Genomic DNA, 21593 nt, shown 5'->3' with positions numbered 1-21593 from the left:
CGGGGCGGTCCGGCGGCGACCGCGAGAACGACCGAACGGAAGGACACGGCCATGACCGGGCAGTTCCGCTTCCTCTTCCCCGAGGACCTCCTCGATCTCCTCGACCACGTCGACCACGTCGACCACGTCGACCACGTCGACCACGTCGACCACCTCGATCCCCCGGGCCTGCGGGACCGCCCCGGCCCCGGTCGGCGGGCCCGGGCCGGTGCTGCCGCGCGGCGGGCGGTGCGGCTTCGGGCGCCCGGTCCGGCCCGGCGCCGCCCCGGACCGGGGGGACCGGCCGCCGGCGGCGTGCCGGCCGGTCCCCCCGGTGGGCGCCCCCCGGGCGGGGGAGCGAGCGGCCCCGGGTCGGCCGGTCCGGCCGGGCCCGGTGCCGGGGACCGGCGCCGGTGGCGACCGCGCGGTGCGCCGCCGCCGCAGCCGGTGGCGCTCGCGCTGGTCGTCCGCGCCGCCGACTTCGCCGACCTGTCCCGGCACGGCCTCTTCGGCGACCTGCCCTTCCGGGCCTACCTGAGGCGTGCGGCGGTCCAGCTCCGGGCGCTGTACGGCCAGGGCCTGGAGGTGCACCTGAGGGTGTTCGACCCGGCCGACTTCGAGGACTACTGCGAAGCGCTCGGCTTCGACCCGGCGGACGCGGCGGCCCGGGTCGCGTACGCGGCCGATCCCGAGCTGGCGGGGGAGCCGTTCGTCTACGCGGGCCAGCGGCTGGTGGCGCTCCTCCCCGAACTGGCCGACGACCACCGGGCCAGGGTGCGGATCTCGGTCGCCATGGCCGCGCTGCTGTCGGCGGTCGGCGAGGGGCCGGCGGCGGAGCGGCGGTCGGCGGCGGTGACGAGGTACGCCGTCGGCGTCCTCCTCGCGCTGGCCGAGGGTGCGGGCGAGGGCGTCCACCTCGTGACGATCCGCTGCCACGGCCCCGAGGACGGCGAGGAACTGTCCTCGGCGGCGGACGTCCGGGTGGAGCGCGGACGCCTCCGCGCGGGCGGGCGGGACACCGAGGCGTTCTGCGTGACGCTGGCGGCGGGTGTGGCCGGCGGCGGCGCGGGCGCGATGGTGCTGCACGGCGACCCGGCGGCGCCCGGAGGCCAGACGGTGCGCGGCTGGGCGCTCGACGGGGGCCGGCTGCGGCCGATGACCGTCCGGGAGGTGCTCGACTCGCTCGCGGACGACGTCGGCCGGGGCATGCCCTTCCCCCCGGCGGCGGTCCCGCTGCCGGGGTTCCCGCTCCCGCAGGCGCCGCCGGAGGGCCCGGATTCCTCCGCCGACCCGCCGCCGCCCGGCCCGGGCGCGCCCGGCGGACGGCCTACCGGCGCGCGGCCCGGGGAGGACGGTGGGCCCGTGGGCTGACCTGCCCTTTCGGTCCGGCGCGTCCACCGAGCGGCGCTGGGGACTGTTCATCGACCGCCTGTTCGGGGAAGATTTCGGGGAAGATCAACAGTGGGAACGGCCGGTGCCCCACGCCGCCGACCCCGCCGCTCAGCCCCGAACCGCGCGCACTGCGGGTCCACCCCGCGCCCCGTCGGTCCGGCGAGCCCGAGACCGAAAGGGGGGGGGCGCATGGGTCGGATCGAGTTCAGCGCGGAGGTCGCCGAACTGCTCGGGAAGGTGCGCCGTCGCCCCACCGCGGGGTGGCCGTGGCGGCCGGGCGAGCGGGTGCCCGCCGGGCTCCCGGTCAAGCAGTCCTGGGGGTGGCTGTTCGCCCCCGACGGCCGGGTGCTGACCCTGGTCAACCCCAAGGACGGCATCGTCTCGCTCCCCGGCGGGTCGCTGGAACCGGAGGACGCCGGCGACCCGGGCTCCGCGCTGGCCCGGGAGGCTGCCGAGGAGGCCCAGGCGCTGATCGGCACGCCGTACTACCTCGGCTACCTCTACGACCGGGTCGGTTCGGCCAACGGCGGGCACGAGTGCGCCCGCGTCCGGATGGCCGCCGCGCTGCGGGCGGTCGGCCCCAGCGCTCCGGACCCGGCCTCGGGGCGGCACTACCGGCGGCTGCTGGTCGCGCCCGGTCTCGCGGTCGAACTCCTCGGCTGGGGTGCGCCCGGGCTGCGCCAGGCCCGGGCCGCCGTGGCGACCGCCGTCCGGAGGCTGGGGGTGCCGGCCGCTGCCAACGAGGCCATCGAGGAGCTCCCGGTGGAGGGCTGCGAGGTGTTCCCCGGGGTGAATCCGGGGGCGTGAATCCGCGGGCTCGGGCCTGGGGCTCGGGGCCGGGGCGCGGGACCGCTCCGCGCCACCGAGCCCGGGTCGGACCGAAGGATCGCCGACCGACCGTACGGGCACTGGTGGCCGCCGCGCCTGATCGTCCGTCGGCCGGTCGAACGGAGACCGCCCACAGGGGTGCGGTGACCTGACGTCGGGTCGCCACACCGCCGTCGTCCCCCGTCGTCCCCCGTCGTCCCCGGCACCGCGCGTCGACGACCCGGGGCGCCGTGCCCCGGAGCTGCCCTCGTGTCCCCCGAACGGGTTGTCCGTCGCACCGGCGTGCACGTCGCACTTTCCGTCGCCGGCACGGCAGTTCACTCCATCGTTGTCAGACCGACTGTCAATTGCCTTGGCATGACCGCTTCCCGCGATACCTACCGCCTGGTATCAAATGATGTGACGCACGTCACTCCCAGGAGGTGTCATGCTACGTCCTGCCCGTGCCATGTCCGTCGCCACCCTCGCGGCGTTCCTCTCCCTGACCACCCTCTTCACGGCTTCCTCGGCCCAGGCCGCAGGCGTCAACTACGTCGCGCTCGGCGACTCGTACGCGTCCGGCCTCGGGGCCGGCAGCTACACCGGCGAGAGCGGCAACTGCAAGCGGAGCACCAACGCCTACCCGTACCTCTGGAAGAACGCGCACGCGCCGTCCTCCTTCGCCTTCGTCGCCTGCTCGGGCGCCAAGACCGGTGACGTGCTCAACAGCCAGCTCTCGGCGCTGAACGCGGGCACCACGCTGGTCAGCATCAGCGTCGGCGGCAACGACGCGGGCTTCGCCGGCACCATGCAGACCTGCGTGCTGGACTCCGAGAGCGCGTGCCTCAACGCCGTCGCCACCGCGAAGAACTACGCCACCACCACGCTTCCCGGCAAGCTCGACCAGGTCTACGCGGCCATCCACGCCAAGGCGCCCAACGCCAGGGTGGTCGTCCTGGGCTACCCGCACCTCTACAAGGTCGGCGGCAACTGCATCTTCGGCATCGGCGACACCAAGCGGGCCGCCATCAACAGCGCCGCCGACGTCCTCGCCGACGTGCTCGCCAAGCGCGCCGCCAACGCGGGCTTCGCCTTCGGTGACGTCCGCTCGGTGTTCCGGGAGCACGAGATCTGCGGCTCCTCCACCACCTGGCTGAACAGCACCACCCTGCCGGTGGAGGAGAGCTACCACCCGAAGGCCTCCGGCCACTCGGGCGGCTACCTGCCGGTCTTCTCCGCCCAGGCCTGACCGCCCGTCCGGCCGACCGCCCACCGCGCGGCGCTCACCCGCCCACCGCGCGGCGCCCGCCGGTCCTGCTCCGTGAGCACGACCGGCGGGCGCCGCGTTCAACGCCCCGGCGGGAAGGGGATCAGGGCGAGCACCGGCAGCAGCTCCCTTTCCTCGTACGCGAGGTGGGCCTCCAGTTCGGCGGACATCCGGGCCAGCTCGGCCCGGAACCGCTCAGGTTCGGCCGCGCCGATGTCGGACACCAGCGCGACCAGCTCGTCCTTGAGCCGGGTCACCACCCGGTGCTCCTCGGCCAGCCGGTCGAGCACCTCCCGGAGGTGCGGGTGGCTGCGGGCCAGGGCCGGGAAGACGCCCTGGTCCTCGCCGGTGTGGTGCACGGTCAGGCCCTGGCAGAACGCCAGGCAGTGCTGGCGGATCTGCAGTCCGAGCGCCGGAGCGTTCCCGGAGTCCGCGGCCGGGCCTCCGCCCGCCGCCGACCGGCCGCCCGCCGCAGACCGGTCCTCCGGCGCCCGCCCGCTCGCGGCCGCCGGGCCGCGAGCGAAGTGCGCCTCGGTCTCGGCCCGTACGTGCCGCAACTGGGAGCGCAGCCAGGTGTGCACCTCCAGGAGTTTGTCGGCGAGGTTCGCCACCTCACGGGGTTCCGGGGACCCGGCCCCGGCCGGTTCGGTGCCGGACTGCTCCAGCACGACGACGGGGAGCACCCGGTCGGTGAGTGTTTGGTAGTCGCCGTACCCGGGGGCCGCCCGCACCGCGGCCGCGAAGAGGCGGTCCCGTCGCGGGCCCTCGCTCGGAACGGCGACCGCGTCGAAGGTCCCGGTGCCGAGTTCCACCCCGACCACCGGGTTGGCGAGCAGGTTGCGGTACCACTGCGGGTGCTCGGGCGCCCCGGCCGCCGAGGCGATGACCAGGAGCAGCCCCTCCGCTCGCACGTACCCGAGCGGTACCGTGTGCGGTCGGCCGGTGACGGCCCCCGAGGTGGTGAGGAGAAGCAGGTCGCCGCCCTCGAAGGGGCCGCCGACCCGTCCGCCGTTGGACCGGAACTCCGCGACGACCGCCTGGTTGAACGAGTCGAAGGAACCGGAGGACCGGGGATCGGGCGTGTCGGGCGCGTCGGACGAGCCGGGCGGGGTGAGCGAATCGGAGGAACCGGAGGAACCGGGGGGATCGGACGGGGAGATGGGACTGGCAGAAACGGACATACGTCTGTGGAGTCTCCGAACGAGGGGAGTGAAGGCCACAGCGGCACACCGGTTCCGGCGCGGCAGGCAACAGGACGAAGCGAGCGCGCGGGCAACCGCCGCGGCCGCTCGGGTCAGATCAGGGGAGCGGAGTGTGAACTCATCGCGCATCGTCCCTCGGTGAAAGGTGCTCGCTCGGCCACCGGCCGGCCCAGTTCTCTTTGGCCGGCGCCACGCTGCACCTGATCATTAGAGCCACCGGGCCCGCCGTCTGTCAACGAGCGGGATCCGGAGGGCCGCCGGGCCGGTCGGGGCGGCGTCGAGGAGCACGGCCGCCACGCGCCCGGGCCGCCACGCGCCCACGCGTTCACCCACCCGCGCCGTCACCCGGTCGCGACAGGACGAAGGGCGCGCCGCCCGTCCCTGGGGACCGGCGACGCGCCCTGCCGTGGAGGTCTCAGCGCAGGTAGGAGGCCAGGCCCGCGGGCTTGAGGCCGGCGGCCTCGGCGGCGGCCAGCGCGCGCGGGAGGTCGGTGGCGAGGGTGTCGGTCCAGTGCAGCAGCACGACGTCGCCGGGCGAGAGGGTGCCCTCGTGCCAGACGTTGGAGGCGCCCCAGCTGAAGTCGGCGTTGGCGGTCAGCACGTGGCGGAAGCCGCAGTTGGCGGCGGCCTGCAGGGTGACGGCGTTCCAGGCGAAGTACGGCGGACGGAAGACGGTCGGGGTGGTGCCGAAGGTCCGGGCCAGGGCGTCCCGGGCGTCGCAGATCTCCACCTGCTGCTCGGCGAGCGAGAGCGTGCTGAGGTCCGCGTGCGAGACGCTGTGGTTCTGGATGGACGAGCCGGGGGCGGCGGTGACCCGCTGGAAGAAGCCCGGGTCGGCGGCGGCCGGCATCGGCAGCGGGAAGGCGGTGATCGGCAGCTTGTGGTCGGTGATGAACCGCTCGGCCTCGGGGGTGCGCTGCCAGCCGTCGTCGACGGTGAAGAAGACCACCTTGTCGCTGGTCGGCACGGAGCCCGCACCGGTCGCGGGGGCGGGCAGGGCTCCGTCCACCTGGACGTCGTCGACGGCGAACGGGCCCTGCTGGTACCAGCCGTGCACGTAGAGGCGGACGGTGCTCGCGGTGGGTCCGGAGGTGAAGCGGGTGGTCAGACGCTGCCAGCCGCCGTTGGTGTTCTCCGTCCAGGCGGGGGCGGTCGGGCGGTCGGTGCCGGTGGCGCCGAGGAAGACGTACTTCCCGCGGACCCAGGCGGAGGCGGTGTAGGTGGTGTTGGGCTGTACGGAGACGGTCTGCACGCACTCGCCGGTGGAGTCGTCGCCGACCGGGGTGACGCCGAGGGCGGACGTGCCCGAGTGCGGGGCGACGCTGGTCAGGGCGGCCTCGGCCGGACCGCCGGTGCAGCGCCAGCCGGGCACGCTGCCCCAGTCGGCGAGCGAGGACGCGGGGATCTCGAACCCGGGGTTGGTGGCGATGTTGACGGAGGGCGCGGAGGCGTTCGGGGCGTCCGCGGAGGCGGGCGCGGCGAAGCCGGCGGCCAGCAGCGCCGCCGAGGCGGCCAGCGCGGAGAGGCGGGCGGCGACCCGCGAGGTGGCGCGCGGGGAGGCCGGGCGGGCCGGGACGTGCGCCGCCGGGCGGGGCGACAGGCGCGCGGACAGGCGCGAGGACATGGACACGTGGCGACTCCTGCGTGGGGGACGCGCCCGTGGGGAGGGCGCGCGGAGAACGGGTTGGGGCGCTCCCCGAGGGGCGGGAGCCTTGGGCGTGCCGCACTCAGACCGAGGCAACAATGGACTGGACCACTCGGATCGTCAAGGGAACCGCCGGTGAACCGCGCGCCGTCTCCGGGGCGGCAAACGGGACAAGACGACCCGTCAGGGGACGTACAGTTCCTCGATGTCGTCCGCGTAGTACTCCGTGATCGCCGCCCGCCGAAGCTTCAGTGACGGCGTCATCAGTCCCTGGTCCAGCCCGAACTCGCGCGGCAGCAGCCGGAACGCGCGGATCGACTCGGCCCGGGAGACGGCCGTGTTGGCCGCCGCCACCGCCCGCTGGATCTCGGCGTGCAGGTCCGCGTCCGAGAGCACCGCCCACGGGTCCAGCTGTTCGCGCCCGCGCGACTTCAGCCAGTGCGCCAGGGCCGCCGGGTCGAGCGTGATCAGCGCGGCCACGTACGGGCGGTCGTCGCCGACCACCAGGCACTGGGAGACCAGCGCGTGCGCCTCCACGCGGTTCTCCAGGGCGGTGGGGGCGAGGTTCTTGCCGCTGCTGGTGACGATCAGGTCCTTCTTGCGGCCGGTGATCGTCAGGTAGCCGTCCTCGTCCAGGTTGCCGAGGTCGCCGGTGCCGAACCAGCCGTCGTACAGCGACTCGGCCGTGCAGCGCGGGTGGTTGAGGTAGCCGTCGAAGACGCCGGGGCCGCGTACCCACACCTCGCCGTCGTCGGCGATGGCCACGGTGGCGCCGGGGACCGGCCGGCCGACCGTGCCCGCCCGCCGGCGTCCGGCGGGGTTGGCGGTGACGGCGGCCGAGGTCTCGGTCAGCCCGTACCCCTCGTACAGCTGGAAGCCGATCCCGGTGAAGAAGAGGGCGACCTCGCGGTCGAGCGTCGAACCGCCGCACATCACGCCGCGCACCCGGCCCCCGAACACCGCGCGCAGCCGCTGGTAGACCGTCCGCTCGTAGGCCAGGTGACGCAGCCGCAGGCCGGGGCCCGGACCGGGGCCCTGTCCGAAGGCGCGCTGCTCCCGTGCGGTCGCCCAGTCGACCGCCACCTGACGGGCCTGTTCGAAGAGCTCGCCGCGCCCCGCCTCCTCGGCGGCCCGCCGGGCCTGCTGGAACACCTTGTCGAGCACGTACGGGACGACGTGCAGGAAGGTCGGGCGGTACGAGGCGAGGGCGGGCAGCAGGAAGTCGGTCGACACCTCGGGGACGTGGCCGATCCGGAACCCGGCGCGGACCGCCGCGATCTGCACCATCCGCCCGTACACGTGCGCCAGCGGGAGGAAGAGCAGGGTGGACGCCTGGCCGCCGCCGGTGTCCGCGAAGATGTCGCCCCAGCCGTCGAGCAGCGCGTCGGCGGCCGACGCCAGGCCGGCGTGCGTGATCAGGCACCCCTTGGGGCGGCCGGTGGTGCCCGAGGTGTAGACGACGGTGGCGATGTTCTCCGGCGAGACGCCGAGCCGCTGACGGTGGACCAGCGCGTCGGGGACCCCGCGCCCGTCCTCGACGATCGAGGCGACGCAGTCCCGGTCCAGCTGCCAGATGCCGGTCAGCTCGGGCAGCGCGTCGCAGACCGCGCCGACCGTCATCGCGTGGTCCTCGTTCTCGACCAGGCAGGCGACCGCCTGTGTCTCGGCGAGGATCCAGCGGACCTGTTCCGGGGCGGCGGTCGGGTAGATCGGGACGGGTATCGCGCCGATCGACCAGAGCGCGTAGTCGAACAGCGTCCACTCGTAGCGGGTGCGGGACATCAGGGCCACCCGGTCGCCGTAGCGCACGCCGCGGGTGAGCAGGCCCTTGGCGAGGGCCAGCACCTCGTCCCGGAACGCCGCGGCGGTCACCTCGTGCCACTCGCCGCCGGGGGCGCCGTGCGCCCCGCCGTCGCGGCGGGCCAGCTGGACCAGGCCGGGGGAGCGTTCGGCGGTGTCGTACAGCGAGTCGGCCAGTCCGCCGGTGACCGGTGGTCCGGTGGGGGCGGGGGTGGTGAACTCGCGCACGATCCCCCCGATCACCCCGATCCCTCCTGCAGGTGGAGCGAAACTATCGGATAGCTCCCCGACTGCCCAGGGTTGTGACCGTGACGCGACGAGATCGGCACCGGTCCAGGAGGGGAGTGCCGGGGTGGGGGCGGCTCCGGACCCGGGGGAATGCGGCGGGATCCGGGATCTTGGGAACGATCCGGACACGATCCGGCCGGGTGCGGGAAGAGGACGGGTTCGACCCTCGAACGAGTGGTCAGGGCGTAGTAGGCTCTCGCAGACTTCGGGCCGGACCTCCCCGGCCGGGCCCGAATCGGCACCGGTCCGTACTCGATCCAGGCTTGGTCTGTACCACTTGTCGTTCGCACTCCCTTCCGCCCGCCCCCGTGCCGCGTCGCCCGGCTCACGCTCCGCCCGCCCCGCCCGGCTCCACGCCCGCTCCGCCCCCGCACCGCTCCCGCCCAGCCCGGCTCCCAAGCCCGGAGCCCAGGTCCGGACCCCGCTCGGACGCCCGTCCGCGCACCGCTCCACCCCCACGCCCCGTCCGCGCCTGGCACTTCCCGACCGAGGACTCCATGCGTCTGCGCAGCAGCTCGATCCGCGCGAAGATCATCGCGCTGCTCCTGGTGCCCATCGTCGCCCTGACCGCCCTCTGGGTGTACGCGACGCTCGCCACCACCGGAGACGTCTGGAGCCGGCTGGAGATCAGCAGTACGTACAAGAAGTTCGGGCCCCCGGTCGACCGGTACGCACACGATCTCCAGGTCGAGCGCCGGGCCGCCGTCAAGCGGCTGGCCGACCCCGCCTCACGGGCCACCCGGGACGCCTTCGAACAGGCCCAGGCCACCACCGACCGGAGCCTCACCCTGCTGCGGCAGTTGAAGGACGGTGACGGCGGCCGGCTCGACGAGGCCCAGCGCGGGCGACTCCTCCAAGTCCTCGCCGCCGCCGACCAGCTCGCACCGCTGCGCTCCCAGATCAACCGCGGCGCGCTCAACTGGGAGTTCACGCTCGGCCAGTACAGCGACCTGATCAAGCCGACCTTCGGCTTCCGGTCCGCCTTCGTCGCCCGCCAGAGCGGCCAACTGCCCCGGCAGGGGACGATCCTCATCGAGCTGGTGCGCGCCCGTGAGTACCTGGCCCAGGAGGACGCGGCCATGGAGGGGCTCCGGACCGCGACCGGTCGGCCCACCGCGGAGCAGTACCAGGTGGCCATCGACGCCCTGCACAACCAGCAGGCGCTGTTCACCGTCTACATCGCCGAGCTCGACCCGGCCGACCAGGCCGACTACATCGCGCTGCGCGGCGGTGAGGCGTGGGCCGCGCTGGCGCGGGCCGAGGCCGACTTCGTCGGCGCGGGCGGCCCGGAGCGGGTGGTCCAGGCGATCAACGGCGACGCGTGGCGGGAGACCGCGGACCGGGCGCTGGGCGACCTCGCGGCGATCAACACCCGGCTGGCGGGCACGATCGACGACCGCGAGCACTCCTACGCGATCGGCATGCTCTGGCGCGGCGGCATCGCCGGTGTGATCGGCCTGGTCGCCGTGGTGCTGTCGATCGTCATCTCCTACCGGATCGGCCGCGGCCTGGCCCGCGAGCTGATCGGCCTGCGGAACGCGGCCAACGAACTGGCCGGCACCCGCCTGCCCTCGGTCATGCTGCGGCTGCGCAAGGGCGAGGCCGTGGACGTCGCGACCGAGGCGCCCGAGCTGCAGTTCGGCTCCGCCGAGATCGGCCAGGTCGGGCGGGCCATCAACGCCGTGCAGCGGGCCGCCGTCGAGGCGGCGGTCGAGCAGGCCGAACTGCGCCGCGGCGTCTCGGCGGTCTTCGTCAACCTGGCCCGCCGCAGCCAGGTGCTGTTGCACCGCCAACTGACGCTGCTGGACACCATGGAGCGGCGCACCGAGGACCCGGCGGAGCTGGAGGACCTGTTCAAGGTCGACCACCTCACCACCCGTATGCGCCGGCACGCCGAGGGCCTGATCATCCTGGCCGGCGGCTCGCCCGGCCGGGCCTGGCGCAAGCCGGTGCGGATGGTGGACGTGGTGCGCGCCGCCGTGGGCGAGGTCGAGGACTACGCGCGGGTGATCGTCCGGCCGTTCCCGGGCACCGGGCTGCTCGGCAGCGCGGTCGCGGACGTTACCCACCTGGTCGCCGAACTGGTCGAGAACGCGGCGGTGTTCTCCCCGCCGAGCACCCAGGTCACCGTCCAGGGCGAGGTGGTGGCGCACGGCTTCGCGCTGGAGATCGACGACCGCGGGCTCGGGCTGAGTGATTCGGCGCTCGCCGAGATCAACGAACGACTCGCGGTGGAGCAGGAGTTCGACCTCGCCGACACCGACCGGCTGGGCCTGTTCGTGGTCAGCCGGCTGGCCCGGCGGCACGGCATCCGGGTCCACCTGCGGCCCTCGCCGTACGGCGGCACCACCGCGGTGGTGCTGATCCCGCGCGAACTGCTGGCCGAGGCGCCGGACGGACTGCCCGAACCGCCCCCGGCCACGGGTTCGGCGGGCGGCCCGTACGGCGGCGGCACCGGCGGCGCCTACGGCGGCCCGGCCGCCGGACCGGCGACCGGCCCGTCCGGTGGACGGCGCCCGGTGGCGGGGCGGCGCGGGCAGCGGGACCTCGTCGCGGTGCCCGCGCTCGGCCCGGACGGTGCCGGCGAGGACGGCCGGGCCGACGGCCCGGGCGGCGCCGGACGGTCGGCGGGTGCGAGCGGTCAGGGCGGACGGCACCGGGGCGCCGGCGGACCGCGGCCCTCGGCGCCCGAGCCGGCCCGCACACCGGGCGGTCTGCCGCGCCGCTCCCGCGGCGGCGGGCCGGTCCTGGTGCCGGCGCCCGCCAGCGAGCCCGCCGGGCAGGGGACCGGACGGCACCGCCGGGAGGACGGCTCCGCCCCCGGGGTCCTGTCGCCGGACGGTGTGCCCGCCGCCGGGGCGGCGCCGGACGGGGCGCCGGCCGCGGGCACGGTCCCGCAGGACGCCGCGCCCGGACGGGGCGTCACGGCCGCCGGGGCCGCCGGCCCGGGCGCCCTCCCGCGCCGCATCCGGCAGGCCAGCCTCGCCCCGCAGCTGCGGGACCGGGCTGCGGCCCGGCAGGGCGCGGGCTCCGACGGCGTCGAGGCCGACCCTGCGCGCGAGCGCTCGCCCGAGGAGGCCCGGGCCACCTTCGCCTCCTTCCAACGCGGGTTCACCCGGGGCCGGACCGCCGGCAGCCCGTCGGGGGCGGGGCGCCCGGCGGCGGACGCCGGGCCCGCGACGGCGCCCCCGCCCGTGGCCGCCTGGCTGCCGCAGAACCCGGACCGCCGGGCGATCGCTCCGGCACCGGCGCCCCCGGCGTTGCCCGGTCCCGCCGCGGGCGAAACCGCGCCCCTGGCGCGCCGCGCGCCCGTCCGGCCGCCGGCCAGGATCGCCCCGGCCGCGCTCCCGCTCGCGGAACCGGGCGCACCCGCCGGTCCGTTGACCGAGGGACCGCCCGCACGCACCGCACCACCCGCAGCGCCCGTACGATCCGCAGGACCGGCTTCACCCGTACGACCCGTACGACCGGCTCGATCCGCACCACCCGCACCACCCGCACCAGCGGAAGGAACAGATTCATGACCTTGTCGACGCAGTCGTCCGGAGACCTCAACTGGCTTCTGGACGACCTGGTAGGACGTGTCGCGGCCCTGCGGCACGCGGTGATCCTTTCCAGCGACGGGCTGGCCACCGGTGCCTCCCGGGGCCTCGAACGGGAGGACGCCGAGCACCTGGCCGCCGTCGCCGCAGGCTTCCACAGCCTGGCGAAGGGCGCCGGTGGGCATTTCAAGGTCGGCGGGGTCCGCCAGACCATGGTCGAGCTCGACGAGGCGTTCCTCTTCATCACCGCGGCCGGCGACGGCAGCTGCCTGGCCGTGCTGAGCGAGGCCGAGGCGGACATCGGCCAGATCGCCTACGAGATGGCCCTGCTGGTCAAGCGGGTCGGTGAGCACCTGGCCGCCGAGCCGCGCGCCGACGTGGCCCCGCCGGTGAGATGAGCGGCCCTGTGGCGGAGGAGTCGAGGCCCGCGCCGGACGGTCGGGCCGCGGGCGAGCGGATCGTGGACGAACAGGATTCCGGCGACCCGCGCCCGGGCGGCCGGGCCGACGGCGGTCCGGTCGGCGGCGGTCCGGCCGACGACGGCGCGGTCGACGACGGCCCGGGTGCGGACCCGTCCGATCTCGACCTGTTCCGGCCCCGCACCCCGGTCGACGACCGCTGGTTCGACGACGACGCCGGCCCGGTGGTGCGGCTGTACTCGATGACCCGCGGCCGGACCAGGCCGGTCGAGGACGGCCTGTTCGACCTGATCTCGCTGGTCACCGCGGCCGATCCCGCTCCGGCCGCGGGGGCCGTGCCCGCGCACGTGCTCGACCCGGAGCACCGGACCATCCTGGCCTGGTGCCGCCGGGGGCCGCTCTCCGTGGCCGAACTGGGCTCCTACACCGACCTGCCGGTCAGCGTGGTGCGCGTCCTGCTCGGCGACCTCTACGACGCCGAGCTGATCAGCGTCACCCGACCCGTTCCGCTCGCCGAGCTGCCGGACGAGCGCCTGTTGCGAGACGTGATCAATGGACTCCGTGCGCTCTGACCTGCCCGTGACCGCCGCCGCCCCGGTCCCCGGCTCCGCCCCCGGCCGGGCCGCCCCCGCGGCGCAGTCCGGCGACCCGCGGTGGCGGGGCGGCCCGGCGGTCGCGGTGAAGATCCTGGTCGCGGGCGGATTCGGCGCGGGCAAGACCACCCTCGTCGGCTCGGTCAGCGAGATCCGTCCGCTGCGCACCGAGGAGGAGCTGAGCGAACTGGGCCGCCCGGTGGACGACACCGCCGGGGTGGAGACCAAGCGCACCACCACGGTGGCGATGGATTTCGGCCGGATCGACCTCAAGCCCGGACTCGCGCTCTACCTGTTCGGCACGCCCGGCCAGGACCGGTTCTGGTTCGTCTGGGACGAGCTGGCCCGTGGTGCGCTGGGCGCGGTCGTGCTCGCCGACACCCGCCGGCTGGCGGACTGCTTCCCGTCGGTGGACTTCTTCGAGCAGCGCGGGATCCCCTTCCTGGTCGCGGTGAACTGCTTCGAGGGCAGTGAGGTGTTCGCCCCCGAGGAGGTCCGGGACGCCCTCGACCTGGACCCGGACATCCCGGTCGTGCTCTGTGACGCCCGCCTCCGCGAGGACGGCAAGGAGATCCTGGTCGCGCTGGTGGAGCACGCCGCCGTCCGCCGCCGGTCCGTCGGGCCCGCCGGGCGCTGAGGCGGTCCGGCGGGGGACTTGTGACGCCTCGGTGACGGCCGTGTCTCATTCTCGTGTCCACATGTCGGACGATCTTGGCCGGGTAGGTTGCCTTGACCGCCCGGGCATGGAAGGCTCTGTCGACGAAGGCCGTCCGGCCCCTTGCCGGGACGCCTCGACCGGCGAACGCAACGCGTGCGGCGCAGTGCCGCACGAGCCGTGCGGACGCACCGTGATCCAGAGGGGGAGGGCAGTGTCGTGAGCTTCGAGCAGCGATACGCAGCAGCCGCGCCCGCCCCGGCCCCGGTCACTCCGGCGTTGACCGTTCGACGCTACATCGACCACGCGCTCATCTGCAGCGCCTGCTGTCGGTGACCCTGCCAGCCGTCGCCGTACCCGTCGTCGTCCTTCCGAGGAGCCTCCCGGTCCGCGCGTCCCGCCAGGGTCCGCACCGCAGGCCCCTCCGCGGAATCTGACGGTCCATCAATTCGTCGACCCGGCAGCACCGGACAGCCGTCCTGTGGGCCGCCGTCAACCCTGCCCGCTTCGCGGAGAGCACCAGTGAACCGATCCCGTCCCGCCCTTCCTCCGGCAGCTGCCGCCATGACCGCCCGTGCGGTCGGGGCTGCCCGGACGGAGCGGTGCAACGGTCCGTTCACATGGTTGAATGGGCGCATGAACCACGTCGCGGACAGCAGCAGAGGTCGTCGCCTCGACCTCCAGCCGTTCTGGCCGTCCCGGCAGCCGCACCTGTTCGACCAGACGTGTCCGGGGTCGCCCAGCGCGTCCCGGCTCTCCCTCCGCTGACCTCGGGTCAGTTCTCGGCAGCACGCCCGGTCGACGCGCAGACGACTCCACCCCGTCCGTCACGCGCGAAATGAGCGGCATCATGTCTTCTTCCTCCACGGCCACCCTTCCCCTCCCCGCCGCGACCCCGCACCTGCGCGCGGTCCGCTCCGTCCCCTCGAACGGCGAACGATGGCACGGCGGGCCGGTGCCGCCGCGTGCGGCGGGCGCCCAGTCCGTCCCCTCCGCGGCCGCGGTTCCGCCGTCGGTCCCGCACCCGTCGTACGGGTCGGACGTCCCGCAGCTCGGCCAGGTCCCGGTGCCGCCCCAGGCGCTGCTGGCGGCCCTGCCGGAAGGCGCGGCGGTCGTCGCGGCGCTGCCGCACGGCACGCTCCCGCAGGCTCTGCTGGCCCAGTACGGTGCCCAGTTCGGCGCCGCCGCCGGTCACCCGATGGTCGGGTACCTGGTGCTGGTCCCGGCCGAGAACGCGTCGGTCGCCGGCGCCGTCCCGGGTGCGGTTCCCGGCGCGGGCGTCCCCGCTCCCGCGGCGCCGACCGCCTCCCCGGTCGCCGGCGTCGCACCGGCCGGTGCCGCGTCCGCCGCCGTCCGCCCGGTCCGGCCCGCCGGCCGCGGCATCGCCGTGGACGTGGAGCGGCGCAACGCCTACGTCGACGGCCGGCTGCTCGACCTCACCTACCTGGAGTTCGAGCTGCTGGCGCACCTGACCGAGCACCCGCAGCGCGTGCACACCCGCGACCACCTGGTCTCCGCCGTGTGGGGCTACGGCCACGTCGGTGACGGCCGGACGGTGGACGTCCACGTCGCCCGGCTCCGCCGCAAGCTCGGCGTGGCCTACCGGGACAGCATCGTGACGGTCCGTCGGGTCGGCTACAAGTACACCCCGGTGGCGTGAACCGCCCCTGAGATGTGCCGGATCCGCTGTGCTCCACCCGCTCCGTGCCGGGCGCCGTGTCCCGCGGTGCGTGCGGTGCGGGCCGGCCGTCGACAGCCGTCGGCGGCCGTCGAGAACCACCGAGAGTCGTCGAGCACGGCCGTACGGGCCGGGCGTTCCCCTGAACGCCCGGCCCGTACGTGCGTGGCCGCGGCCGGTCAGGCCCGCTGGTCCGGTGGGAGCAGGAGCACGGCGAGCGCGTCGGCACAGGATCGCGCGTGTCCGAGGAACCAGTCGAGCCGGTCGTCGGTGAGGTGGGCCGGCGTCGAGCGGACGGCCAGCGCGAACCGGGCGTGACCGGTGCCGTCCAGCACCGGTACGGCCGCCGTGCGCACTCCGGCTGCCGACTCGCCGTCGTTGAGCGCGTACCCGGCCGACCGGACCTTCGCCAACTCCTCGTCCAGCCGCTCCGGTTCGGTGATGGTCCGGTCGGTGAACGGTGGCAGCGGGCCGAGCGCCGACACCCCGGCCTCGCCCGGGCGCGGCCAGGCCAGCAGGACCTTGCCCAGGGCCGTCGAGTGCAGTGGGCGGCGCAGTCCGAGCCCGCTCTCCGGGCGGACGGACGCGCCGACCAGGATCACCGCGTGCGGGCCGCTGCGGATCGCCAGGTCGGCGGTGGCGCCGGTGCGCCGGGAGAGCAACTCCAGCTCGGGCGCTGCCAGGTGCAGGCCGCGCTGGTGGAAGGAGAGCTGGCCGAGTTCGGCGACGGCCGGACCGAGCCGGTAGCGGGCCGACTGCTCGTCCTGCTCCAGGAACCCGGCGCTGACCAGGGTGCGGGCCAGCCGGTGCGCGGTCGAGACCGACAGGCCCGTCCGGCGGGCCAGGTCGGAGGCGCTCAGGTCGGGGCCGTTGTCGTGGAAGCAGTGCAGCAGGCCGAGGGCCCGCTGCACGGCCTGGGCGCCGGCCGGTGGGCTCTGGACGGCGGTGGCGGCCTCGGCCATGGCACCTCACGTTCTGTCCGGCGCTCCGGCCGGTTCACCGGAGTCGCTCCCAGACTAGGGCAGCCCGTGCTGCGGGATTGTGTCAACAGCGTTGCAATGGGATGCCGTTCATGAACAAGTGATCCCACGATGTGGCAAAGGCTTGCCTCTGGCTCCCTCGTCGTGGAACGCTCGGCGCAGCGCACCGGACGAGCCCCGTCCACCGCGCCGGACCGCAGGAAGGAGCAGCGCCGTGACGACCCACCGGTGCCCCGCCTCCTGCGCCTGTTGTCGCTGACGCGTCGTCCGCGCCCACCGCCTACGCCCCGCCGCCGCAAGGCCGGTGCGCGCCCCGTGCCGCGCACCGCCGCACCCGCGTGCACCCCGTCGCAGAGGAACCCGCCACCGTGCCCAGCCCCACCAGCAGGACCGCCGCCACCGCGCCGGCGTCCGCCTCCGACGCCCCGCCGACCCTGTGGTTCACCCGCTGCCCCGTCCCCACCGCCACCGGCATCGCCGCCGACCAGGGCCGGTTCGCCCGGGAGTTCGCCGCCGACGGCATCGCCGTCCGCTCGCTCCAGGACGTGCCGCCGGAGGTCGCCGCCGACCACCACTACACCCACGCCCTCACCGGTCTGTTCCGCGAGGGCGGCAACGTGCCGGCGCTCTGGGCCCGTTCGCGCGGCGAGCGGACCAGGCTGGTCGGGCTCACCTGGATCGAGGAGCGGCAGGTCGTCCTGGTCCGGGCCGGGAGCGGCATCGCAGGCCCGGAGCAGCTGCGCGGCCGACGCCTGGCCGTCCCACGTCATGGGATCGGGATCGATTTCTGGCGGGCGATGGCCCTCTCCGGCCTGCACGGTGCGCTGTCGCTCGCCGGACTCACTGCGGACGATGCCGAGTGGGTGGACGTCCCGGCCGCCCCGGACGGCGGGCAGTGGGCCGCGGAGCTGGCCGCCCTGCGGGACGGCGTCGTGGACGCGGTGTACGTGAAGGGCGCGCTGGCCGTGGAGGCGGCCCGGCGCATCGGCGCGGAGGTCGCCGTCGACCTGGACGTGGCGCCGGACCGCCGAGCCCGGGTCAACAACGGCACGCCGCGCCCGATCACCGTCCACCAGGACCTCCTCGACAAGCACCCGGACCTGGTCGCACGCTTCCTCTCGGTGCTGCTGGAGGCCGCCGACTGGGCCGCCGAGCACCCCGCCGAGGTGGGCCGCATCCTCCAGGCCGAGACCGGCGCGGGGGAGGAGGGCGTGGCCGGCGCGTACGCGCCGGGCAGTCACCGCACCCTGCATCTCGACCTCTCCGAGGAGCGGCTGGGTCTGCTGGAGCAGCAGGAACGGTTCCTCCACCGGCACGGCTTCCTGGAGGCCCCGGTCGACGTCCGCGCCTGGGCCGATCCCGAACCGCTCCGTGCCGCCCGCGCCCTGCTCGCCGCCCGCCGCGGCGCGGACGGCTGACGGCCGCCGCCACCGGCCGTCCGTCAACCCCGCCCCCGCAGTCTCCCCACCGCTCCCCCCGCTGTCCCGCCCCCGGCCTTCCCCCGGCCGCCCGCCGACGGCCTTCGAACGTTCGTCAGCCCCGCTCTCCTCAGGAGTCGACCCCGTGAACCCCTCCCGCCTCGCGCTCGCCGCCACCGCACTGCTCGCCACCACCGCCCTGGCCGCCTGCGGCTCGTCCGCCGACGGGGCCAAGGCCTCCGCCGACGGCGGCAAGGCCGAGGTGGTCCTCCGCGTACCCGACCCGGGCAACAACGGCTTCCTCGCCCTGGGGAAGAAGGACGGCTCGCTGGACAAGGCGCTCGCCGCCGTCCACGCCAAGGTCGCCTGGACCGGGAGCGCCGGCCCGTTCGCCCCCGCGGCCCAGGCGCTCTCCGCCGACCAGCTCGACGTCGCCCAGGGCTCGATCACCTCCGCCGTCGCCGCACTGGCCCAGAAGCCCGGCTTCAAGCTGTTCGCGCAGACCGCGCCGGACGGGGTCGGCGAGGGCATCCTGGTGAAGAACGACTCCCCGGTGAAGACCGTGCAGGACCTGGTCGGGAAGAAGGTCGCGGTCAGTCAGGGCGGCACCAGCGAGTACCTCCTCCTGAAGGCGCTGGAGAAGAACGGCGTCCCGACCGACAAGGTCGAGAGGGTCTACCTCCGGGCCGACCAGACCTCGGGCGTCTTCAACTCCGGCCAGGTCGACGCCTGGGCCACCTGGAACACCTTCTCCACCCCGTCGATCGCCAACTCCGGCTCGCACTTCCTGGTCAACGGCAAGGAGGTGGGCTCCGACAACTACGCGGTCTGGGCCGTCCGCAACGGCTTCTCCGACAAGCACCCCGAGGTGGTCAAGGCCTTCTACACCTACCTGCACGACAACGGTCTCAAGGAGAAGGCCGACCCGGCCGCCTACCTCAACGTCTTCACGGACTCCGGTCCGACCGCCGTCACCCCCGCGGAGAAGGAGGTCGCGGTCAACGTCGGCAGGCAGGGAGCCACCGCCGACGTCATCGGCGACGCCGACATCACCCGCTTCGGGACCGTCGCGAAGTTCTTCGCCGACCAGAAGGTCACCAAGGAGCAGGTCGACGTCAAGCCCTACCTGATCGACATCAGCAAGCTCGCGGACGGCGCCAAGTGACCGCCACCACCCAGGCGCCGACCGGCGCCACGGCCAAGAACGCCTCCGGCCCGGCCGGCGCCGTCGACGGCCGGCCCGAGGGCGGCGGGCCCGGCACCGACGCCGGCACCGGCCAGGGCGCCGGCCACGGCACCGACACCGACCACGACACCGGCACCGGCACGGCCGCCGCCCGCGCGGCCGGCCTGGTCGAGCCGCGCACCCGCCTCCAGACCCCGCGCCCCCGCGCCCTCGCCCTGGTCCTGCGCACCCTCGGCCCCGTCGCCCTGCTCGGCGGCTGGGCCCTGGCCTCCGCCACCGGCGCCCTCACCCAGGACGTGCTCGCCTCACCCGCCCAGGTGGCCGAGGCGGTCGGCGAGCTCTGGGGCAACGGCCAACTCACCGACGCGCTCACCGTCTCGCTCACCAGGGCCGGTCTCGGCCTGCTCTTCGGAGCCACCGTCGGTCTGGTGCTGGGTGTGGTCACCGGCTTCTTCCGGCTCGGCGAGGAACTGCTCGACTCGGCGGTGCAGGTCCTGCGCACCGTCCCCTTCCTCGCCCTGGTGCCCCTGTTCATGGTCTGGTTCGGTATCACCGAGACCGCCAAGGTGGCGCTGATCGGTGTCGCCACCAGCTTTCCGATGTACGTGTCGACCTCCGGCGGGGTCCGCAACAGCGACCGCAAGCTGATCGAGGCGATGCGCAGCTTCGGCCTCGGCCGCTGGGCGATCGTCCGCACCGTCGTCCTGCCCGGCGCGCTGCCCTCACTCCTCTCCGGGCTGAGGCTCTCCATGACCCTCAGCGTGATCGCGCTGATCGCCGCCGAGGAGATCAACTCGACGGAGGGCATCGGCTACCTGATGGCCCAGGCGCAGAACTACTCCCGCACCGACGTCCTCGCCGTGTGCATCCTGATCTACGGACTGCTGGGGCTCACCGCCGACGGCGTCGTCCGCCTCCTGGAGCGATACCTGATGCCCTGGCGCAAGGCCACCCAAGGAGCCGGCCGATGAGCACCCCGACCGTCCCCACCACCCACACCGCCCCGACCCCGGGGAGCGCCCCGTCCGACGGGCCCGCACCCGCCGAGACCCCGGCCGTCCACCTCCGGGGCCTGCGCCGGGTGTTCGGCACCCGGGCCGTCCTCGACGGGGTCGATCTCGACATCGCCCGCGGCGAGTTCGTCGCCCTGCTCGGCGCGAGCGGCACCGGCAAGACCACCCTGCTCCGCATCCTCGGTGCTCTGGACCGGTCCGACGCCGGAACGGTGCTCGTCCCGCAGGTCCGGACGGTGGTCTTCCAGGAGCCCCGCCTGGTGCCCTCGCAGCGGGTGCTCGCCAATGTCACCGTCGGCCTGCCACGGGGGGCCGCCACCCGGGAGACCGGCCTGAAGGCGCTCGCCGAGGTCGGCCTGGAGCGGCACGCCGACGCCTGGCCGGCCACCCTCTCCGGGGGTGAGGCGCAGCGGGTCGCGCTCGCCCGCGCCCTGGTCCGCGAGCCCCAGCTCCTCCTGCTGGACGAGCCGTTCGCCGCCCTGGACGCCCTCACCCGGCTGCGCATGCAGGACCTGGTGGGCGACCTGGTCCGCCGTCACCGCCCCGCGGTCCTGCTGGTCACCCACGACGTCGACGAGGCCGTCCGGCTGGCCGACCGGGTCGCCGTGCTCCGCGACGGCAAGCTCGTCCGCGACGAGCGGGTCGCCGTCGAGCACCCGCGCGACCCGGCCGATCCGGCCTTCGCCGAGCTGCGGCGGGGCCTGCTGGCCGACCTGGGCGTGCACTGAGCACCCACCCGTCACGCCCGCGCCGCACCGCACCCACCGCCCGCCCCGCCCGGACCACCCGCCCCGCACCGCCCGCACCACAGGAGCTGATCCCCATGGCCATCACCCTCGGCGTCCACGCCAGCAACCCCTCCCTCTACTACCTGTCCCGACTGGACTACCTGGAGCAGGAGTTGGCCCCGCTCGGTGAGAGCGGCGCGTTCCACCACTACGCCGACGGCACCCGCACCGGCGCCCTGCTGGCCGACGGCACCATCGACTTCGGCGGTACCGGCTCCACCCCGCCGGTCACCGCCCAGGCCGCCGGCCACGACCTGGTGTACGCGGCGGTCTCGGCGCCCCGCCCGGACCACGGCGCACTCCTGGTGCGCGCCGACGGGCCGGTGCACACCGTCGGTGACCTCCGGGGCGGCACCGTCGTCCTCGGCATCGGTTCCTGGCAGACCCACCTGCTGGCGAAGGCCCTGCACGCCGAGGGCCTCTCCTACGCGACCGACATCACCGCGGTCCGCCCGGCCGCGGGCGAGGACCAGGCACGCCGGCTGCGCGACGGCGAGATCGCCGGCTGGATCGCCCAGGGCGCCGAGCTGGCCGCCGCCCGCCGCACCGGGGGGTTCCGCGAGCTGATCCGCACCGGCGACGTCATCACCGACCGTTCGGTCTTCTTCACCCGCCGGGACTTCGCCACCGACCGCCCCGAGGTGGTCGCCGCGATCGGTGCCGCCCTGAGCCGTGCGGACGCCTGGGTGGCCGCCCACCTGTCGGAGGCGGCCGCGATCGCCGCCGAGGACCTGGGCGGGAGCTCCGAGGACTGGGAGGCGGCGTTGGCCGTGCTGCCGTGGCGGCTTGAGCCCGCCACCGCCGGGTTCGTCACCGAGCAGCAGGAGGCGGCCGACATCTTCCACGGCGTCGGCTTCATCGACCGTGCGGTGACCGTCGCCGACGCCCACCTTCCCGCTCTGGAGGCCCCGGTGGCCGCCGCGCTCGCCAAGGCGGTCTGA

18 protein-coding genes are annotated in these 21593 nt (G+C 75.0%); 14 read left to right on the top strand and 4 right to left on the bottom strand.

Annotation, left to right across the window (positions count from 1 at the left end; translation table 11 throughout):
* Window positions 1-51: 51 nt before the first annotated feature.
* The 3 genes from PUR61_RS20550 to PUR61_RS20540 all read left to right on the top strand — a co-directional run bounded on the left by PUR61_RS20550 (window position 52) and on the right by PUR61_RS20540 (window position 3427).
* Window positions 52-1350 (top strand): hypothetical protein, encoded by a 1299-nt coding sequence (locus tag PUR61_RS20550; protein ID WP_329880545.1) that lies wholly within the window; start codon window positions 52-54, stop codon window positions 1348-1350.
* A gap of 210 nt (window positions 1351-1560) precedes the next feature.
* Entirely contained in the window at window positions 1561-2178 is a 618-nt protein-coding gene (locus PUR61_RS20545; RefSeq protein ID WP_329880544.1) for a hypothetical protein, read from the top strand.
* 448 nt (window positions 2179-2626) lie between these two features.
* The gene (locus PUR61_RS20540; protein ID WP_329880543.1) at window positions 2627-3427 is read left to right on the top strand and encodes an SGNH/GDSL hydrolase family protein; all 801 of its coding nucleotides are present in this window, start codon (window positions 2627-2629) and stop codon (window positions 3425-3427) included.
* Between the two features lie 98 nt (window positions 3428-3525).
* Here the strand turns inward: PUR61_RS20540 and PUR61_RS20535 are convergent, their stop codons facing one another.
* The 3 genes from PUR61_RS20535 to PUR61_RS20525 form a co-directional block, all read right to left on the bottom strand.
* Window positions 3526-4626, bottom strand: coding sequence for a nitroreductase/quinone reductase family protein (locus PUR61_RS20535; RefSeq protein WP_329880542.1), 1101 nt, complete (start codon window positions 4624-4626; stop codon window positions 3526-3528).
* A 436-nt stretch (window positions 4627-5062) separates the two neighbouring features.
* Complete coding sequence (locus PUR61_RS20530) at window positions 5063-6271, bottom strand: polysaccharide deacetylase family protein (RefSeq protein WP_329880541.1); 1209 nt, start codon at window positions 6269-6271, stop codon at window positions 5063-5065.
* Between the two features lie 204 nt (window positions 6272-6475).
* Window positions 6476-8320 (bottom strand): AMP-dependent synthetase/ligase, encoded by a 1845-nt coding sequence (locus tag PUR61_RS20525; protein ID WP_329880657.1) that lies wholly within the window; start codon window positions 8318-8320, stop codon window positions 6476-6478.
* A 557-nt stretch (window positions 8321-8877) separates the two neighbouring features.
* Between PUR61_RS20525 and PUR61_RS20520 the strand changes: the two genes are divergently transcribed.
* From PUR61_RS20520 to PUR61_RS20495, 6 genes are all read left to right on the top strand, one after another.
* Window positions 8878-11904: a nitrate- and nitrite sensing domain-containing protein gene (locus tag PUR61_RS20520; protein WP_329880540.1), complete on the top strand. Its 3027-nt coding sequence runs from the start codon at window positions 8878-8880 to the stop codon at window positions 11902-11904.
* Window positions 11901-12320, top strand: a complete 420-nt coding sequence (locus PUR61_RS20515) for a roadblock/LC7 domain-containing protein (RefSeq protein WP_329880538.1) — start codon at window positions 11901-11903, stop codon at window positions 12318-12320. The genes PUR61_RS20520 and PUR61_RS20515 overlap by 4 nt, the downstream gene beginning before the upstream one ends.
* Window positions 12321-12583: 263 nt before the next feature.
* On the top strand, window positions 12584-12913 hold the full coding sequence (locus PUR61_RS45460) for a DUF742 domain-containing protein (protein ID WP_380362063.1): 330 nt from the start codon (window positions 12584-12586) through the stop codon (window positions 12911-12913).
* Window positions 12894-13571, top strand: a complete 678-nt coding sequence (locus tag PUR61_RS20505; protein ID WP_443035202.1) for a GTP-binding protein — start codon at window positions 12894-12896, stop codon at window positions 13569-13571. The genes PUR61_RS45460 and PUR61_RS20505 overlap by 20 nt, the downstream gene beginning before the upstream one ends.
* A 654-nt stretch (window positions 13572-14225) precedes the next feature.
* Window positions 14226-14357, top strand: coding sequence for a hypothetical protein (locus PUR61_RS20500; RefSeq protein ID WP_329880535.1), 132 nt, complete (start codon window positions 14226-14228; stop codon window positions 14355-14357).
* 82 nt (window positions 14358-14439) lie between these two features.
* Window positions 14440-15249 (top strand): winged helix-turn-helix domain-containing protein, encoded by an 810-nt coding sequence (locus PUR61_RS20495; protein ID WP_329880534.1) that lies wholly within the window; start codon window positions 14440-14442, stop codon window positions 15247-15249.
* 197 nt (window positions 15250-15446) lie between these two features.
* On the opposite strand, the gene PUR61_RS20490 is transcribed toward PUR61_RS20495, so the two are convergent.
* Window positions 15447-16229: an IclR family transcriptional regulator gene (locus PUR61_RS20490; RefSeq protein ID WP_329880532.1), complete on the bottom strand. Its 783-nt coding sequence runs from the start codon at window positions 16227-16229 to the stop codon at window positions 15447-15449.
* 386 nt (window positions 16230-16615) lie between these two features.
* Here PUR61_RS20490 and PUR61_RS20485 point away from each other — a divergent pair, with 386 nt between their 5' ends.
* From PUR61_RS20485 to PUR61_RS20465, 5 genes are all read left to right on the top strand, one after another.
* A complete protein-coding gene (locus PUR61_RS20485) occupies window positions 16616-17665 on the top strand; it encodes an ABC transporter substrate-binding protein (RefSeq protein WP_329880531.1) in 1050 nt (349 codons plus the stop codon).
* Window positions 17666-17810: 145 nt separating this feature from the next.
* Window positions 17811-18830, top strand: coding sequence for an ABC transporter substrate-binding protein (locus PUR61_RS20480; protein WP_329880529.1), 1020 nt, complete (start codon window positions 17811-17813; stop codon window positions 18828-18830).
* Window positions 18831-19015: 185 nt separating this feature from the next.
* A complete protein-coding gene (locus tag PUR61_RS20475; RefSeq protein ID WP_329880655.1) occupies window positions 19016-19822 on the top strand; it encodes an ABC transporter permease in 807 nt (268 codons plus the stop codon).
* Window positions 19819-20592 carry an ABC transporter ATP-binding protein gene (locus PUR61_RS20470; RefSeq protein ID WP_329880527.1) on the top strand — a complete coding sequence of 258 codons (774 nt, stop codon included), beginning with the start codon at window positions 19819-19821 and terminating at the stop codon, window positions 20590-20592. The genes PUR61_RS20475 and PUR61_RS20470 overlap by 4 nt, the downstream gene beginning before the upstream one ends.
* A gap of 95 nt (window positions 20593-20687) precedes the next feature.
* Window positions 20688-21593 carry an ABC transporter substrate-binding protein gene (locus PUR61_RS20465; RefSeq protein ID WP_329880525.1) on the top strand — a complete coding sequence of 302 codons (906 nt, stop codon included), beginning with the start codon at window positions 20688-20690 and terminating at the stop codon, window positions 21591-21593.

This window comes from Streptomyces sp. BE20, assembly GCF_036322525.1.
Lineage (GTDB): Bacteria > Actinomycetota > Actinomycetes > Streptomycetales > Streptomycetaceae > Kitasatospora.
This window is presented reverse-complemented; position numbering and strand designations above follow the sequence as displayed.